This is a genomic window from Bradyrhizobium sp. BRP23 (assembly GCF_020194135.1).
Lineage (GTDB): Bacteria > Pseudomonadota > Alphaproteobacteria > Rhizobiales > Xanthobacteraceae > Bradyrhizobium > Bradyrhizobium yuanmingense.
In genome coordinates this window covers 235,259-249,591 of sequence record NZ_JADYVW010000003.1, presented here as the reverse complement: position 1 = coordinate 249,591, position 14,333 = coordinate 235,259, and the positions used below count along the sequence as shown (strand labels likewise).

At 65.5% G+C, this 14,333-nt stretch carries 17 protein-coding genes; 9 read left to right on the top strand and 8 right to left on the bottom strand.

Annotation, left to right across the window (positions count from 1 at the left end; genetic code table 11):
- The first annotated feature begins 163 nt into the window (after positions 1 to 163).
- Positions 164 to 625 carry a cupin domain-containing protein gene (locus I6F24_RS09245; RefSeq protein ID WP_036000328.1) on the top strand — a complete coding sequence of 154 codons (462 nt, stop codon included), beginning with the start codon at positions 164 to 166 and terminating at the stop codon, positions 623 to 625.
- 6 nt (positions 626 to 631) lie between these two features.
- On the opposite strand, the gene I6F24_RS09240 is transcribed toward I6F24_RS09245, so the two are convergent.
- Positions 632 to 1,594, bottom strand: coding sequence for an alpha/beta hydrolase (locus I6F24_RS09240; RefSeq protein WP_225114114.1), 963 nt, complete (start codon positions 1,592 to 1,594; stop codon positions 632 to 634).
- A gap of 115 nt (positions 1,595 to 1,709) precedes the next feature.
- Between I6F24_RS09240 and I6F24_RS09235 the strand changes: the two genes are divergently transcribed.
- Positions 1,710 to 2,387 (top strand): nitroreductase, encoded by a 678-nt coding sequence (locus tag I6F24_RS09235; RefSeq protein ID WP_225114113.1) that lies wholly within the window; start codon positions 1,710 to 1,712, stop codon positions 2,385 to 2,387.
- Between the two features lie 133 nt (positions 2,388 to 2,520).
- Positions 2,521 to 2,724, top strand: coding sequence for a hypothetical protein (locus I6F24_RS09230; protein ID WP_036000317.1), 204 nt, complete (start codon positions 2,521 to 2,523; stop codon positions 2,722 to 2,724).
- 26 nt (positions 2,725 to 2,750) lie between these two features.
- Here the strand turns inward: I6F24_RS09230 and I6F24_RS09225 are convergent, their stop codons facing one another.
- The 3 genes from I6F24_RS09225 to I6F24_RS09215 are packed head-to-tail and all read right to left on the bottom strand — an operon-like array spanning position 2,751 to position 5,362.
- Positions 2,751 to 3,869 (bottom strand): HD domain-containing phosphohydrolase, encoded by a 1,119-nt coding sequence (locus I6F24_RS09225; protein WP_225114112.1) that lies wholly within the window; start codon positions 3,867 to 3,869, stop codon positions 2,751 to 2,753.
- Positions 3,870 to 3,920: 51 nt separating this feature from the next.
- Positions 3,921 to 4,253, bottom strand: coding sequence for a PilZ domain-containing protein (locus I6F24_RS09220; RefSeq protein WP_036000311.1), 333 nt, complete (start codon positions 4,251 to 4,253; stop codon positions 3,921 to 3,923).
- Entirely contained in the window at positions 4,250 to 5,362 is a 1,113-nt protein-coding gene (locus tag I6F24_RS09215; RefSeq protein ID WP_225149741.1) for a DUF2336 domain-containing protein, read from the bottom strand. Before I6F24_RS09215 ends, I6F24_RS09220 begins: the two co-directional genes overlap by 4 nt.
- A 296-nt stretch (positions 5,363 to 5,658) precedes the next feature.
- Between I6F24_RS09215 and I6F24_RS09210 the strand changes: the two genes are divergently transcribed.
- Together I6F24_RS09210 and I6F24_RS09205 are read left to right on the top strand one after the other, a co-directional pair.
- On the top strand, positions 5,659 to 6,606 hold the full coding sequence (locus I6F24_RS09210; protein ID WP_225149530.1) for an AraC family transcriptional regulator: 948 nt from the start codon (positions 5,659 to 5,661) through the stop codon (positions 6,604 to 6,606).
- 50 nt (positions 6,607 to 6,656) lie between these two features.
- Positions 6,657 to 7,247 (top strand): NAD(P)H-dependent oxidoreductase, encoded by a 591-nt coding sequence (locus tag I6F24_RS09205; RefSeq protein ID WP_036022824.1) that lies wholly within the window; start codon positions 6,657 to 6,659, stop codon positions 7,245 to 7,247.
- A 103-nt stretch (positions 7,248 to 7,350) separates the two neighbouring features.
- Here the strand turns inward: I6F24_RS09205 and I6F24_RS09200 are convergent, their stop codons facing one another.
- The 3 genes from I6F24_RS09200 to I6F24_RS09190 form a co-directional block, all read right to left on the bottom strand.
- Positions 7,351 to 9,432, bottom strand: coding sequence for a HAMP domain-containing methyl-accepting chemotaxis protein (locus I6F24_RS09200; protein WP_225149531.1), 2,082 nt, complete (start codon positions 9,430 to 9,432; stop codon positions 7,351 to 7,353).
- A gap of 85 nt (positions 9,433 to 9,517) precedes the next feature.
- Entirely contained in the window at positions 9,518 to 10,303 is a 786-nt protein-coding gene (locus I6F24_RS09195) for a fumarylacetoacetate hydrolase family protein (RefSeq protein ID WP_225128566.1), read from the bottom strand.
- Between the two features lie 14 nt (positions 10,304 to 10,317).
- Positions 10,318 to 10,905 (bottom strand): helix-turn-helix domain-containing protein, encoded by a 588-nt coding sequence (locus I6F24_RS09190; RefSeq protein ID WP_225149532.1) that lies wholly within the window; start codon positions 10,903 to 10,905, stop codon positions 10,318 to 10,320.
- 135 nt (positions 10,906 to 11,040) lie between these two features.
- Between I6F24_RS09190 and I6F24_RS09185 the strand changes: the two genes are divergently transcribed.
- Positions 11,041 to 11,514: a tautomerase enzyme gene (locus tag I6F24_RS09185; protein ID WP_225149742.1), complete on the top strand. Its 474-nt coding sequence runs from the start codon at positions 11,041 to 11,043 to the stop codon at positions 11,512 to 11,514.
- 35 nt (positions 11,515 to 11,549) lie between these two features.
- On the top strand, positions 11,550 to 12,326 hold the full coding sequence (locus I6F24_RS09180) for a crotonase/enoyl-CoA hydratase family protein (RefSeq protein ID WP_225149533.1): 777 nt from the start codon (positions 11,550 to 11,552) through the stop codon (positions 12,324 to 12,326).
- 10 nt (positions 12,327 to 12,336) lie between these two features.
- Here I6F24_RS09180 and I6F24_RS09175 read toward each other — a convergent pair whose 3' ends face one another.
- The gene (locus tag I6F24_RS09175; protein WP_036000275.1) at positions 12,337 to 12,777 is read right to left on the bottom strand and encodes a DUF1810 domain-containing protein; all 441 of its coding nucleotides are present in this window, start codon (positions 12,775 to 12,777) and stop codon (positions 12,337 to 12,339) included.
- Between the two features lie 205 nt (positions 12,778 to 12,982).
- Here I6F24_RS09175 and I6F24_RS09170 point away from each other — a divergent pair, with 205 nt between their 5' ends.
- Positions 12,983 to 13,933, top strand: coding sequence for a DUF2778 domain-containing protein (locus tag I6F24_RS09170; protein ID WP_225149743.1), 951 nt, complete (start codon positions 12,983 to 12,985; stop codon positions 13,931 to 13,933).
- A 66-nt stretch (positions 13,934 to 13,999) separates the two neighbouring features.
- The gene (locus I6F24_RS09165) at positions 14,000 to 14,257 is read left to right on the top strand and encodes a hypothetical protein (RefSeq protein WP_036000273.1); all 258 of its coding nucleotides are present in this window, start codon (positions 14,000 to 14,002) and stop codon (positions 14,255 to 14,257) included.
- Positions 14,258 to 14,333: the final 76 nt, after the last annotated feature.

Genomic DNA, 14,333 nt, shown 5'->3' with positions numbered 1-14,333 from the left:
CGGGAATCGTGGCGCAATCAAGCAGGATGAGCACTGGGCCGCCCGGTCGCCCGCTGATTTTTGCGCGCCAGCTCGGAAGATGTCGCCTCTGTTGCAGTGCTCGCTGACCGCATCGGGCGATCCTGCTAGCGTCGGTCCCTTGAGATGGAGAGGAAGCATCGTGATGGACGCCGCGATCCCGCACGACCAGGCAGCCGATCGGCATTCCCACCTGGTTCGACCCCAAGACATGGATTGGCAGAAGACGCGCTTTCCGGGCTGCGAGGCCAAGACGCTACTGTTCGATCGCCGTACGGGGCTGATGACCGCCTTGATGCGTTTTGCGCCAGGATCGGTGCTGCCCGATCACGAACATGTCGGCATCGAGCAGAGCTGGGTGATCGAAGGCGCGCTCGTCGACAAGGAGGGTCCGGCCAAGGGCATTGCCTGCAAGGCCGGCGAATTCATCTGGCGCGAGGCGGGGAGCCGGCATGCCGCTTGGTGCCCCGACGGCGCGTTGATTCTGGCGATCTTCCAGGTGCCGAACAAGTTTTTCGAGGCCGACGGCCGCGTGGTCGATGCCGCTGGCCAGGACTGGGATGAGACCTGGGGGCACACCGCGGCGCAGCGGGCGCAGAGCGCCTGATCGCCTTCACGCGCCGCGCATCAGCAGCGCCTTGAAGTCGGCCCGCGCGCGCTGCGCCTCAGTGCGCGCGACGTCGGAGGCGTCGCCCATGCCGAAATAGCCATGGATCAGGCCGGGGCCCTCATGGTGCTTGACCTTCACGCCGGCGGCCTCCAGCGCCCGCGCATAGGCGGCGCCTTCGTCGCGTAGGGGATCGAACCAGGCGGTGGTCACGACCGCGGGCGCGACGCCGGCCAAGGAGGCGGCCCGCAGCGGCGAGACGCGCCAGTCGCCGGCGTGTGCGGGATCGGCGAGATAATGGCCGCAGAACCATTCCATCGTCGCCCGCGTGAGGAAGTAGCCCTCGGCGTTCTCGCTGCGCGAGGGATAGCGCGCGTTCTCGCGCGCATCGGCATAAGCGCCGACGACGTCGGTGACCGGATAGACCAGCAGTTGCGCGGCGAGCTTGATGCCGGCCTCCCGGCAGGCGATCGCGCTCGTCGCTGCGAGATTGCCGCCGGCGCTGTCGCCGGCAACGCCGAAGCGCGTTGCGTCACCGCCAAATTCCGCGACGCGGCCAAACACGTCGCTGACCGCGGCGAAAGCATCCTCGAAGGCGCCGGGAAAGCGCGTCTCGGGCGGGCGGCGATAGTCGACGGAGACGACGACCGCGCCGGTCTCGATCGCAAGGTTGCGCGCCTGCCGGTCGTGGGTTTCGAGATCGCCCGCAACCCAGCCGCCGCCGTGGAAGAACACCACCGTCGGTGCCGGCGCGGCGCCGACCCGATAGACCCGTGCGGGAAGCAGACCGGCGCCGCCTTTCACCCTGATATCCTCGACGCTATCGACCGGCGGCGGCGGAATGGCGGCACGCGAGGCAGCGAGTGCGCGCAAGGAATCGCGGGCGCTCTGTGGCGTCATGACCGTGGGATCGCGCATCGGCATGAGCGGAATGATCTGGGCGATGACGGGATCGAGCGGTGCGGCCATGGACTTTCCTCACAGGGTTCTTGGTCTTGCTTGGTCCTTAGCATAGGTTTTGCGGGCCGCATCGGCAACCGGCGTGCGTCGCAAGGCCGGACGAACGGGCAGGGAGGTTCACGAGGTGGAATTCGAGACGCTGGTCCAGTCGCGCCGCAGCGTGCGTGGCTTCAAGAACGAGCCGGTGCCGCGCGCGGTGATCGAGGCGATCATCGAGAGCGCCAAGCGCGCGCCCTCGTCGATGAACACCCAGCCCTGGCATGTCCATGTGCTCACGGGTCATCCGCTGGAGGAGGTGCGTCGCCGCAACATGTCGGAGATGGCCGGCGGCGCCAAGGTCAAGCGCGACATCGTCAGCCATGGCGAATACCAGGGCGTGCATCGCACCCGGCAGGTCGACATCGCCAAGAAGCTGTTCGGCGCGATGGGAATCGCACGCGACGACAAGCCGATGCGGCAGGACTGGGTGCTGCGCGGCTTTCGCCAGTTCGACGCGCCGGTCTCGCTGGTGCTGACCTATGACCGCGTGCTCGATCCCGGCGCGGTCTGCCACTTCGATCTCGGCGCGCTCTGCTACGGCATCGTGCTCGCGGCGTGGGACCGCGGGCTCGGCTCGGTCATCAACGGGCAGGGCATCATGCGCTCCGACATCGTGCGCGAGGTCGCCGAGATTCCGGAAGACGAGGTCATCATGACCTGTGTCGCGATGGGCTATCCCGATGACGGCTTTGCCGCGAACGCCGTGCGCTCGGACCGCGAGCACAACCACCAGTTCGTGCGTTACGTGGGTTTTGCCGATTAGCACGAGCAAGAGGAGATTATTCTCTGGCGGAAAATTTTTGGTGCGGTGTCGCGAGTGGCCTCTTGCATTCTCGAAGTCGCGGGAGGAACAATATGCGGACTGAGAGGTTTGTTGCTGGCGCGAGGGAATTGATATGCGGCGGCTGGCTAGCCTGGTTCGGCGGTTCTTCGGTCCGCGACTGCGGCCCAAGATCGACGATGATCCAAGTCTTCCTTTCACACCCGAAGAGTTCGGCCGGCTGATTCGCAGCGGCCGGCACGAGGACATGAAGCTGCTGGCCGACGGGCTGGCCTGCCGCTCCATCCCGCGCCGCGCCAGCCATCGTGCGACGCATTAGGCTGCGCTCGAGACGGGTCACAGCGCTCACCGCGTGAGCGCGACCTGCTTGAACGCGCGGACTAGCGCCTTCTCCAGCTTGCCTGTCATCTCGCACAGAACGTCGTAGGCCTCCGCGCGCGGCATGGTCGGCTTGTAGTGCCGGTGCTCGATCAGGGCTGCGAAGATGTCCGAGATCGTTAGAATCCTGACGATATCGCCAATGCTCTCGGCGCAGAGCGCATCGGGATAGCCGCTCCCGTCGAGGTACTCGTGATGATGGCGGACGGCATCGAGAATCTCCGGCGAGATCCCGTCATGGTCCTTGAGAAACGTATAGCCGGCGGCGGGATGCGTTTCGATCAGCGCGCGCTCGGCGGCATCGAGGCGGCCCGGCTTGTCGAGGATGGCGAGCGGAATCTGCGCCTTGCCGATGTCATGGAACATGGCCGCCGAGTAGAGACGTTCCAGGTCGGCCCTGCCGACGCCAAGGCTCAGACCGAAGTCGATGGCGACACCGGTGACGAGCAGGCAATGCTGATAGGTTCCTTCGTGGTGCCGCCGCACCGTCATGAGCCACTCCGTCAGGCCATGCCGGGTGATGCGATCGGCGATCTGGCGCCCCGCTTCCTTGGTGGCGTTGACGTCAAGCGGCTGGCCCAGGGTGACGGAGGTAAACATGGATGCGATCGCGGTCGCGGCGGTCTCGACGGCAGTGTCGGCCTGCGCGCTCTCGCGCGACGCGGCCGAGAGCGGATCAGGCGGATCGGACAGCGCCGCCAGCAGCCTCGCCCGGTTGATGGTGCCCGGAAGGACCAGTGTCGCTCCAAGCGCATAGGCCTGCGAAACGGCGACATGCGAGGTGTGCTCCAGCAGGAAAATCCGCTTCTTCGCCTTTGCGAGCTTGCCCGCCCGTTTCTTGATCGCCGCGATGTTGTCGACATCGCGAAGCTCGGCGCGAATGACGATGGCGGACGGCACCTCTGACAGCTTGGCCTCGGCGTCCAGCCGCTCGCCCGCGACGGCGAAGCGTTGCTCGAGGAGCGAGCACACACCGGCCAGCTTGTCGGACGTGTCGGCCAGCACATGAACGAATGGGCGCGGCGCTGCAGCGACCGCGACGCCGCCAAGGCTGGTGGGTTTGAGTGTGGTTTGCGCGTTCTGCACGGATATGCCCCGGAATAGCGCGGGCTCCAATCGATGGGTCGAATTCTCGGTCTATTTGGCCTGATCGGAGCTCTGCGCTGCGGCAGCCGGCGCAATCGCCTGCTTCTTCTTGCTTTGTGCGGTGACGAAGTGGATGCCAGCGGTGGTGCCGTCGATCCAGACCAGCTCGCAGCGCCGGTAGGCCAGGCCCGTCGACGACAGCAGCATGAAGAATTCCTTGGCCTGGAGCACGTCCAGCGTGCCCTCGACCTCGACCTTCGCGCCCGTCTGCGAGACGTCGAGCAGGACGCAGCTGCGCCGCCAGGTGCCGTCGGATCCCATGAGATTGACCGGTTGCCTGTGGTCCATTTTCACGCGAAAGGCTTTGCGACCGTCGAACTTCATCGGCTAACCCCCATCTTTTTTGCGTCGCGATGTCCCCGGCCGCACTCCTTGGCGTTTGCGGCAATTTCGCCCCACCGCACCGTCCACTGGCTGGTCGACAGCAGCAGCGTCTCGAAAATGTGCTGCGCGCGTTCGCGCTCGGCGAAAGAAAGCCGTGTGCCGCAGCGGTTGCTCAGGATGGCGAGCGTGGTCTGCCAGTTCAGCCGCGAGGCGCGGCAGGCCATGACGAGACCCTCGCAATCCTCGTCGGTCATGACATGTTCGACGATCTCGATGGGAGCGCCCGAAAGCACCGATAGCGCGGTGATGAGGTTGGCGGTCTCGCCGCGGATGGCGAAGCGGTTCACCGTGGAATCGTTCAGCTTGCCGATGCGGCTGAGTGCAACGATCTCCGGTCGCGCGATCGCATAGGCCGCCGCGGAGGGTAGCTTGGTGACGATGGGTGCGGCCGTTGCGGCTTGAAGCGAGACGGTGGCGTTCGGGCCGATGCCGGATTTCGGCGCCGGTGAGGCCGACAGCAACTTCCGCATGACTGTGTCGGGCGTGTCGGGCCTGAGCGCCAGTGCCTTGGTGAGTTCGTCATCCACCAGGCACTTCTCAACCAGCGCAACGTAAGCGGCTTCGGAGAATCTTGCCTCGCTGTTGCCGATCAGCGCAAGACAAACGCTGGAAGTGCCACCCTTGATCAGCGTCTCCATCACCCGTGGATCGATCGGCGCGCGGCCGGCGATGGCACATTGCTGCCGTACGCCGCTCGCGGCTGCGATCAGTGTGAGATCGGCCGTGGACAGCGACCGCGAGCGGAGCAAAACGGGGCAGGCGACTTCCGGGTCGCGGTGCGAGGCGAGACGTCGCACGGTGTCCGGCGGAGCCGCCCTGAGCTCTGCGAGCGCCGCGCTGACATCGATCAGCGCGCTGGCCTCAACCCGCTCGATCAGTCGCACCAGGACGCCGTCGACCACACCGGCGAGCAATTCCTGGGATCGACCGCGGCTGCTTGTGAGCAGTTGCAAAAGGCCGAAGAGAATGCGGGCGCACCGGTCCAGCGGACACGTTGCGACCGCGTTCTCCAATTCGGCCAGATTGTCGGCAGGCGAATTTGCCGTCATGGCAGGAGCCTGAAATGAAATAAATTGCACAATCAAACGACGGTTATTCCGCCGCAAAGGCGTTAATTTGAATCTTAAATGGCAACGGCTTCGGTATTGGCGCACCGCCTCAATCGCAGGAAACGCTATCGAAATTCGGCGAGACAGGGTTGTCCCGGATTGTTCTTTCAACCGGCCCGTCTCCAATTGATCAGGGCCCGTTAGGATCGATTCTAACGAAATAACCGAAGGAGGCAGCGAACGGCACCCCGCGGCCGGACGCACATTCAGAGCGGCGCGGCATTTTTCATATTTCCATGAACAGCATTGACGATGTGCCGAGGTCGGCACTCAAAACATTTCGTTTTTCAGACGTCGACGAATTTCGAAGCGCCATACGCGGGCTGAATTTCGAATTCACCCCTTTTGTGCGGAAGATTTCGGCTGAGCAGACGATCCTGGCCCTACCGGGCTGCGACGTGAATTTGACGCGCGCGTTTCCGCGGGTGGTTGACGCACAACTCGTGGAGAATTGCACGGCGATCGGCTTCACGATGGATGATCTCAACGTGCCAATTCGCTTTAACGGCTCGCAACGGGCGCGACCCGCCGTGGTCATTGGCAGCGGCGGGGCGGCCTACACCACCATCGAGGAGGTGCAGCGGCAAATCGCCTCGGTGATTTTCCGGCCCGAGGTGAGGGATCGTGGCTGGCCGCCCACGCTCTCGAGCTTCAAGATTTTTGAAATCTCCACGGCCGGCTTGCAGCGGTTGCGCGGCGTGGTTAGGGAGGTGCTGGCCGAGGCGACCGGGCCGATTTCGGCACCGGAGCTCTTGTTGAAGGGCGCGGCGATGAAGGAGTCCCTGCTCGGAGCCGTTGACGAGGCCTTTGCGACGATCGTTCCGGCCCGCTGGACCTTTGCACCCAACGACGGACGGAATTTCAGGCTATTCCAGGACATCCGCGCGCTGCTGTCTGACGACCTGTCGGAGCCGATTTACAGCGATGAGATCGCGCGCAAGCTGGGGCTGTCCGTTCGGACCATGCACGACGTCGTGCGCCGCTATCGCGGCATGAGCCTGCACCGCTATTTGCGTCTGCATCGGCTGTGGCTGGTGCGTCGGCGCCTTCTCGCCGGGGCCGATAGCGTCAAGGCGGTCGCGCTGGCGTATGGCTTCTGGCACCTCAGCGATTTCTCCAGAAGCTACCGCGACCAGTTCGGCGAGACGCCGTCGCAAACACTGGACCGCGGTCGCGGAAGGTAGAACGATAAATCGGGTAGGGCTGGACGCCGGTTTCGTGCTACCGTCCGGCCATGAGCAATCGCATTCTCGTTCTCTACGGTTCTTACCGTTCCGACCGCATGGGCATCCGCCTTGCGAATTTCGTCATCAACCGGCTGCGCGATCGCGGCGAGGACGTCGAATTCATCGACGCCAAGGCGATCGGGCTGCCGATGCTGGACCGGATGTACAAGGAACATCCCAAGGGCTCGGCGCCGGAGGCGCTGGAGAAGCTGGCCGGGCAGATCCGCGGCGCCGACGGATTCGTCTTCGTCACCGGCGAGTACAATTGGGGCATGCAGCCCGGGCTGAAGAACCTCACCGACCATTTCCTGGAGGAATGGTTCTGGCGCCCGGCCGCGATCGTGAGCTATTCGGCCGGCCGGCTATCCGGCGCGCGCGCAGCGACCGCCTGGCACGGCACGCTCTCGGAGATGGGCATGGTGGTGATATCGAGCACCATCGGTGTCGGCCCGATCGCGCAGACGCTGTCGGACGCCGGCGAGCCGATCGGCGACGGCGGCAAGGCTCTGGAGCGCTCGTTTCCGCGCTTCGCCGACGATCTGACCTGGTGGATCGAGGCGGCGAAAGCACAGCGCGCGCGCAAGGCGCCGCCGTATTGAGGTCGCGTAGCCTGGATGGAGCGACAGCGTAATCCAGGGTCTCGCGCGTCAACGGCACTGTCCCGGATTGCGCTGCGCTCGATCCGGGCTACGACTTCGCGTGCTACGCCGCCCGGACCTCACCGAGGAAGCGCTCGAACTGGCCGGCGAGATCGCGCGACTGGGTCGAGAGCTGCTCGGCCGCGCCCAGCACCTCTCTTGCCGCGGCGCCGGTGTCGTCGGCGGCGCCCTGCACGCCGGAGATGTTGCTGTTGACCTCCTGGGTGCCGCGGGCAGCCTCCTGAACGCTGCGGGCGATCTCCTTGGTCGCCGAGCCCTGTTCCTCGATCGCCGCGGCGATGGCGGTGCCGATCTGGTCGATCTCGGCGATGACGTCGGCGACGTTGCGGATTGCCGCCACCGTCTCGTCGCTCGCGGTCTGGATCGCGGTGATCTGCTCGGAGATCTCGGTCGTGGCCTTGGCGGTCTGCCCGGCCAGCGACTTCACTTCGGAGGCGACCACGGCAAAGCCGCGGCCGGCCTCGCCGGCACGGGCGGCTTCGATGGTTGCATTTAGCGCAAGCAGGTTGGTCTGCTCGGCGATGCTCTGGATCAGCGTCACGACGTCGCCGATCTTCTGGGCGCCTTCGGCGAGCGTCCGCGCGGTGTCGCCGGTGCGGCGGGCATTGTCGACGGCACGGGCCGCGATCTCGGTGCTTTGGGCGACCTGACGCCCGATCTCCGCGATCGAGGAGGTCAGCTCTTCGGTGGCGCTCGCGACCGTCTGCACGTTGGTCGAGGTCTGTTCGGAGGCGGCGGCGACCACGGCGGCCTGGCTGTTGGTCTGCGCCGCCGTCGAGGTCATCGACTGCGCGGTGCTTTCCATTGCAGCAGAGGCCCGCGACAGGCCGCCGACCAGCTCGGTCACCTTGGCCTCGAAGGCGCGGGTGAGATCGTCGAGCGCTTGGGCGCGGCGCATCTTGCCGTCGTTCTCGGCCTGCTTCTCGGCCGCGAGCCGATCGGCGCGGATCATGTTGTCCTTGAACACCTGAACGGCCGCGGCCATCGCGCCGATCTCGTCGGAGCGCTCGGCGCCCGGAATGCTCTCCGCAACCTCGCCGTCGGCGAGCCGCGACATGCGCGTCGTCAGGCCGACGATCGGCGCGCAGACGCGGCGGCGAACCGTCACGATGAGGCCGGCGCTGGCGATCAGCACGGCGACAAGGCCGACGAGCGCGATCGTGAAGCTGGTGTGCGCGGCCGACGAAGCGCCGGCGAGAATCTGCTCGGCGTTGTCGTAGAAGGCGTCGCGGACGCCGATGATGGTGCCGAGGCCGCGCTGCGTGGCGGCGTAATAGGTGTCCATGTCGTGTTCGTATTTGCCGGTGATCGCGCCGTCCTTCACCAGCTTGAGCTCGCGGCCGAACTCCTCGACATAGATCGCGTTGAACTTCTCCAGGGCCTCCGCGACATTCGCCGGCGTTGTTGGATTGCCGCGCAATTCCTGCAGCGACATCACGATCTGATCGTTGCGGCCCTGCGAGCGGGCAATGTCGGCCTTCTCGGCGTCGGTCGCCGGCTTCTTTCCGCCGAGGAGGTTCTTGTGCAGGCTGGAATTGAAGCCGCCGACGTCGCGCAGTGTCATCGCGACATTGGCGTAGCTGGCCTGCCGGTAGGCGTCACCGTTCAGGATCGCCATGCGGCGGACCTGCTCGTTGAGCAGCGCAGTCACGCCGCCGTTGAGCACGGCATTGTCGGCGACGATCTTCTTGGCCGCGTCTTTGCGCGCCTCGGCGGGACCCGCCAGCGCCTTGTCGATGGCCTCGCGCAACGCGGTGAACTTCGCGTTGATGCCGTCGATGTTGCTGCCGATCGTGGTGCCGTCGTCGAGCGGGCCGGGCAGCTCCTTGCGCAGTGCATTCATCTTGTCGCGGGCGCGGTCGGTCTGCTTGCGCAGCTTGTCCTGCTCGGCCAGCAGCGCAGGGTCGATGGCCGCGGGTCCGTAAAGGATGTTGGTGGAAAAGCCGCGCTCCGGATTGAGATAGCGCGGGATGTCGCTGACCGCACGGACGATTGCGAGCCGCCCCTGCGCTTCAGTGATCCGTTCCATGGTCTGGTACTTCGTCGCGGCGACGTAGACGGCGAGACCGCCGCCGACGGTCGAGAGCGAGACGATTGCGCTGGTCAGGAGCGTACCGATTTTCATGATCTGTCCGGCAAATAACGGAGAAGTATTTTGCCCGGACGATAGGGCGGCCATGTTAATCTGCGGTTTACGCTCCCTGGCCGGCTCAGCTGTAGGTCGCGCTGACCGATCCCAGCGGACCAAAATCGGCAACGTAGGTCTCGCCAGCCTTGGGCCGGAGCATACCGGTCAGCGTGCCCGTGCTGATCGTCTGGCCGGCCTTGAGACCGATGCCGGTCCGCGACAGCTCGTTGGCAAGCCAGGCCAGCGGCACCAGCGGATGGTCAATCGCCTCTGCAGCGGAGCCGCGGCGCCTCTCGATGCCGTTGCAATTGAGGACGACATCCTGAGTGGCGACGTCGCGGCTGCGCCAGTCGGCGATGGGCTCTCCGAGCACGATCGTTCCTGATCCGGAGCCGTCGGCCATGATCGCCGGCATCGGTGGAAACGCCGCATCGTGAATGAAGCGGCACTCCGCGAGCTCGATGCCGGGATGCAACGAGACGACGGCGTCGCCGACCTCGTCCACCGTATAGGGCTTCGCGCGCGGCGGCAGATCGGCGCCGAGACGCGCCTGGAACTCGACTTCGGGGATCGGGCTGCATTGTCTGGCATGCTCGACGCTAGCGGGCGAGCTCTTGATCAGGGGCGCGAACACCCGCCCATAGATCGGCGCGGAGATGCGAAGCTGACGCTGGAGCCCCGACTTCATGCCCGCGATCTTCCAGCCGACGACATCCCAGCCGAGTTCTTCTTCCACCATCTGCGCGACTTGGTACGCCGTGTCCGCATCCGGTGGGACCAGCCGTTCGTCGAGGCCGCTCTGTTGCCGGCCCTCGCGACGCAAATCGGCGAGCTGACGGGCGAGTTCGCGTTGCCGGGACAAGTCCATTGCGCGTCTCCAATCTATTTGCTTGTGCGGGCGAGGGCGGTTGCGAGGACGATCTCCAGTTCCTCCTGAACCTGATCGAGCGCGTCGGCGCTGCGGCTGGCGCGACACATCGCGACCGTGCCTTCGATCGAGGCGACGACGAGCGTTGCAAGCCGCTCGGCGCGCTCGGCAGCCAGTCCTTCGCGCAACAAGGCTGCCAGCATGATCCGCCGCCAATCGGCGAACACGCCTTCGGCGAGATCGAGCAGGTGCTGCTGCGCGGCCGCGTCGTCCTTGTCACTGGGCTCACCGACATAGCGATCGACCGCCACGGCGAGCACAGGGCAGCCGGCCTCGAAGCCGGTTGCCTCCAACTGGCGGCGCCATGATGCGACAAAAGCCTTGAGGCCGCCGATCACGCCGCGTTCGTTCATGGCTTTCTCCAGAGGAATGGATACCTGCCGGCCGGCGAAGGTCACGGCTTCGGCGATCAATTGCGGCTTGCCGTCGGGGAAGTGGTGGCTGATCGAGCCGCGCGGCGTCGCTGTGTGGCGGACCACGTCGCGCATGCTGGTGGCGTTGACGCCGCGGCGGCTCATCAGGTCGGCGGCGCCGGCGATCATCCTGTCGCGTGTGGTGGCAGTCATCGGGAATCCTGCAATTGGCCATCTCCATCTAGACTATGACACTTGACATAGGCAAGCCGTGCTGAGATATGACGAGTGTCATATTCGTGGAGAGGTGCCGATTTGACCATCATGACCGTCACCGCACCGGCCGGACGGCTCGGCCTGCCGCAGCGCCGGCAGCTTGCGGAAAGCCTGACCGACGCCGTGCTCGAGCCCGAAGTCGGCCAGAAAGCGCCGGCGGCCCGAATGGGGTTCCAGGTGCATTTCCACGACCTGCCGCCCGACAGCATGGCGATCGGCGGCCGGTTGCTGTGCGACCAGGACAAGCCGCGCGACATCATCACCGTCAACATCGCCGTCATGAACGCGGCCTGGCCGGCGGAGGTGCGCGCCGAGGTGATCCGCAACGTGCTGGCGCGACTTGCGGAGGCCTGCGGCATGCCGGCGCCGTCGCCGACCTGGTGGGTCAATTTCGAGATCATCGATGAGGGAAGCTGGGGATCGCGCGGCGGGGTGCTCTCGATCCTTCAGCTGCTGGATTCCGGCGTGTTCACGCCGGCCCGGATCGAGGCGATCCGCGCGGCGCTTCAGCAGCCGGCCTGACTTGCTGCCAACACCAACAATCGGGAGACGAGCACATGAGCGAAGGTCAGATCGGCACCGAGGTGCACGGCCACGTCCTCAAAATCATCATCGCCAACGCCGCGAAGAAGAACGCGTTCACGCCTGCGATGATGGAGCAATTGTCCGATGCACTCACCGAATTGCACCACAACGAGGCCTATCGCGTCGGCGTGGTCTGCGCCGAGGGCGGGGATTTCACTGCAGGTCTCGATATGCCCAAATTCTTCGGTCCCACCGCGGAGAAGCGCAACACCAAGGACGGCAATGTCGACCCGTTCGGGCTCAACAAGCGCTGCCGCAAGCCGATCGTGACGGCAGTGCAGGGTACCGTCTACACCATCGGCATCGAGCTGATGCTCGCCGGTGACATCGTGGTTGCGGCCGACGATGCACGTTTCTGCCAAATGGAGGCGAGGCGCGGCATCGCACCGCTGGGCGGCGCGCATTTCCGTTTCCTATCGCGGGCCGGCTGGGGCGATGCGATGTATCATCTGTTCCTCTGCGACGAGTTTTCGGCGCAGCGCGCGCATGCGATCGGTCTCGTCCAGGAGGTCGTGCCTGCAGGCGAGCAGATCGAGCGGGCGATGACGCTCGCCGCCATGATCGCGCGCAATGCGCCACTCGGCATCCAGGTGACCAAGGAAGCGGCGGCGAACTATGTCGAAGCTGGCGAAGCGGCTGCGATTGCCTACATTCCGAAAATTCGCGATCGTGTGCTCGGCAGTGCCGACGCCAAGGAGGGCATCCAATCCTTCATCGAGCGTCGCGCGGCCATCTTCCAAGGACGTTGATCGGCGCCTGCTAATGCCGAGCCTGATCCAGCCTTTCGAGGATATCCAGCGTAGCGCCATCGCGTTCGCCTGCGAAATATCGGGCGAGCGCCTGATCGAAGACGGGCTCGTCGGAGACCGCGCCGAACAGCGTCATCGACGAGCGGAATTTGGCGTCATCCGGCGCGCCGAGGATCGCGTTGATGGTCCGGCCCTCGACCGCGAGCACCAGCCTGGTGCATTCGATCAGCCGGCCGCCCAGGATAGGGTGGACGAGATAGGCCTCGGCCTCCGCGCGGGAGCCGATGGCATATCGCTGCGACATGGCGCTGGCGCCGAGACCTGCGACCTGGGGGAAGATGAACCACATCCAGTGAGTCTGCTTCCGGCCCCTAGTCAGCTCGCCCAAGATGTCGCCATAGACCGGGTCTTGGGCCTGGACAAAGCGATCGAGATCGAACGGATCGGTCATTGGATACCTTAGGGATACCTTTGGAGGGCCTTGGCGGCCCCGATTATGCCTAACTTTTGGCTCCCAATGTGGTAGCTGGTATAGAGTCTCTCCGGGTGGGGGTGGGTAAGCCCCCGGGGGTCGATTTGGGGATCTGATGGTTTCCGACGCAGCACACGCCGAGAGGCTGTTGTCGCGCCGCCGTGTCGGGCGGGCTGAAACGATTCTGCTGTCTGTGGCCGCGATGGCGCTGGCGCTCGGCGCCGCCGCGTGGGTCGCCGATATCAGCGATTCGACCCCGCTGGTCTCCGCGGCGTTGCCGCCGGCCAATGCCCCCTCATTCGAGGACCGTTTCGCCTCGGCCTCAGCCGGCCCGTCGCCGCGCGAGCTTGGTCTGCGGGTGCTGGAGCGCTCCGCGGTGAATGCGGCCCAGCTCAAGCTGCTGGATGCCAAGGCGATGCTGGCCCAGAAGCTCCAGGGCGACGACTGGCGCTCGATCCTGACCGAGGACGACCGGTACATGACCGAGGAGGCGAGGCGCTCGCAGCGCGCCGACGCCATCCCCATGCCGCGCGCGCGTCCAGTCCAGGCGGACTTCTCCGCTCAGATCGCCTCCAGCCAGGCCTATGCGGACACCAATCTCAGGGTCGACAACCGCAATTTCTTCGAAAAATTCACCGACAAGATCAAGCTGGCCTCGCTGACGCCCGGCGACGGCCTGCTCGGCAGGGGGCCGGACCTCGCCGCGCTCGGCTACGATTCGCGCACCGCGGTCTATGACATCTCGGCCAAGGCGGTCTATCTGCCGAGCGGCGTGGCGCTGGAAGCCCATTCCGGCCTGGGCGCCCTGATGGACAATCCTGACCATGTCGACCGGCGGATGGTCGGCGCGACGCCGCCGGCGATCTACGATCTGAAGCCGCGCGAAAAGCCGTTCCACGGCGTCCGTGCGCTGCGCATGACCCCGGTCGAAGGCACCAGCGCGCTCGGCCGCGTCGGGCTGCTCACGCACAATTACCTGCTCGGGCCGCGCGGCGATTCCAACGGCTGCGTCTCGATCAAGGACTATGATCGGTTCATCAAGGCCTACGACAATGGCGAGTTCAACCGCCTGGTCGTGGTGCCGAGTCTGCGCGGCGCGGCGACCGCCTCGCAGCGCGCGAGCACCGATTCCTGATATTCGCCTGCGACGGCGGGGCTGCCGTTTCCCCTTCGTTAAGCCGTCCTCGTCCAGAAGCAGCCCATGAGCGATCCATCCAATTCCGAGACCCCGCTGCGCACGACGTTCAAGATCAAGCTGAACGGCGACACGCTGGCGATCGCGACCGTCGGTCAGGCCTATCAATTCCTGACCAACTTCAAATCGGTCGAGTGGATGGAATTTCGCTCGCTGCACGAGGACGCCGTCGCGGCCCTGGAAGGCGCCGCCGGTAACGCCATGCTGGCGGTGCAGGCAACCAACGCCGTGCGCGCGCTGTTCGTCAGCGCCAAGCTGCTCTGAGAGAATCTCTCCCTCTGGCCTGATCCGTCGCCCTCGAACCCACTGCAAGGCGGGTGCGACGAAGGCTTGCGCGTCC

What these genes read in the sequence shown, in the direction of transcription:
- I6F24_RS09245 (WP_036000328.1), top strand. Translation starts at nt 164, where the DNA reads ATGGACGCCGCGATCCCGCACGACCAGGCAGCCGATCGGCATTCCCAC.
- I6F24_RS09240 (WP_225114114.1), bottom strand. Translation starts at nt 1,594, where the DNA reads ATGGCCGCACCGCTCGATCCCGTCATCGCCCAGATCATTCCGCTCATG.
- I6F24_RS09230 (WP_036000317.1), top strand. Translation starts at nt 2,521, where the DNA reads ATGCGGCGGCTGGCTAGCCTGGTTCGGCGGTTCTTCGGTCCGCGACTG.
- I6F24_RS09220 (WP_036000311.1), bottom strand. Translation starts at nt 4,253, where the DNA reads ATGAAGTTCGACGGTCGCAAAGCCTTTCGCGTGAAAATGGACCACAGG.
- I6F24_RS09215 (WP_225149741.1), bottom strand. Translation starts at nt 5,362, where the DNA reads ATGACGGCAAATTCGCCTGCCGACAATCTGGCCGAATTGGAGAACGCG.
- I6F24_RS09210 (WP_225149530.1), top strand. Translation starts at nt 5,659, where the DNA reads ATGAACAGCATTGACGATGTGCCGAGGTCGGCACTCAAAACATTTCGT.
- I6F24_RS09205 (WP_036022824.1), top strand. Translation starts at nt 6,657, where the DNA reads ATGAGCAATCGCATTCTCGTTCTCTACGGTTCTTACCGTTCCGACCGC.
- I6F24_RS09200 (WP_225149531.1), bottom strand. Translation starts at nt 9,432, where the DNA reads ATGAAAATCGGTACGCTCCTGACCAGCGCAATCGTCTCGCTCTCGACC.
- I6F24_RS09195 (WP_225128566.1), bottom strand. Translation starts at nt 10,303, where the DNA reads ATGGACTTGTCCCGGCAACGCGAACTCGCCCGTCAGCTCGCCGATTTG.
- I6F24_RS09190 (WP_225149532.1), bottom strand. Translation starts at nt 10,905, where the DNA reads ATGATCGCCGGCGCCGCCGACCTGATGAGCCGCCGCGGCGTCAACGCC.
- I6F24_RS09185 (WP_225149742.1), top strand. Translation starts at nt 11,041, where the DNA reads ATGACCGTCACCGCACCGGCCGGACGGCTCGGCCTGCCGCAGCGCCGG.
- I6F24_RS09180 (WP_225149533.1), top strand. Translation starts at nt 11,550, where the DNA reads ATGAGCGAAGGTCAGATCGGCACCGAGGTGCACGGCCACGTCCTCAAA.
- I6F24_RS09175 (WP_036000275.1), bottom strand. Translation starts at nt 12,777, where the DNA reads ATGACCGATCCGTTCGATCTCGATCGCTTTGTCCAGGCCCAAGACCCG.
- I6F24_RS09165 (WP_036000273.1), top strand. Translation starts at nt 14,000, where the DNA reads ATGAGCGATCCATCCAATTCCGAGACCCCGCTGCGCACGACGTTCAAG.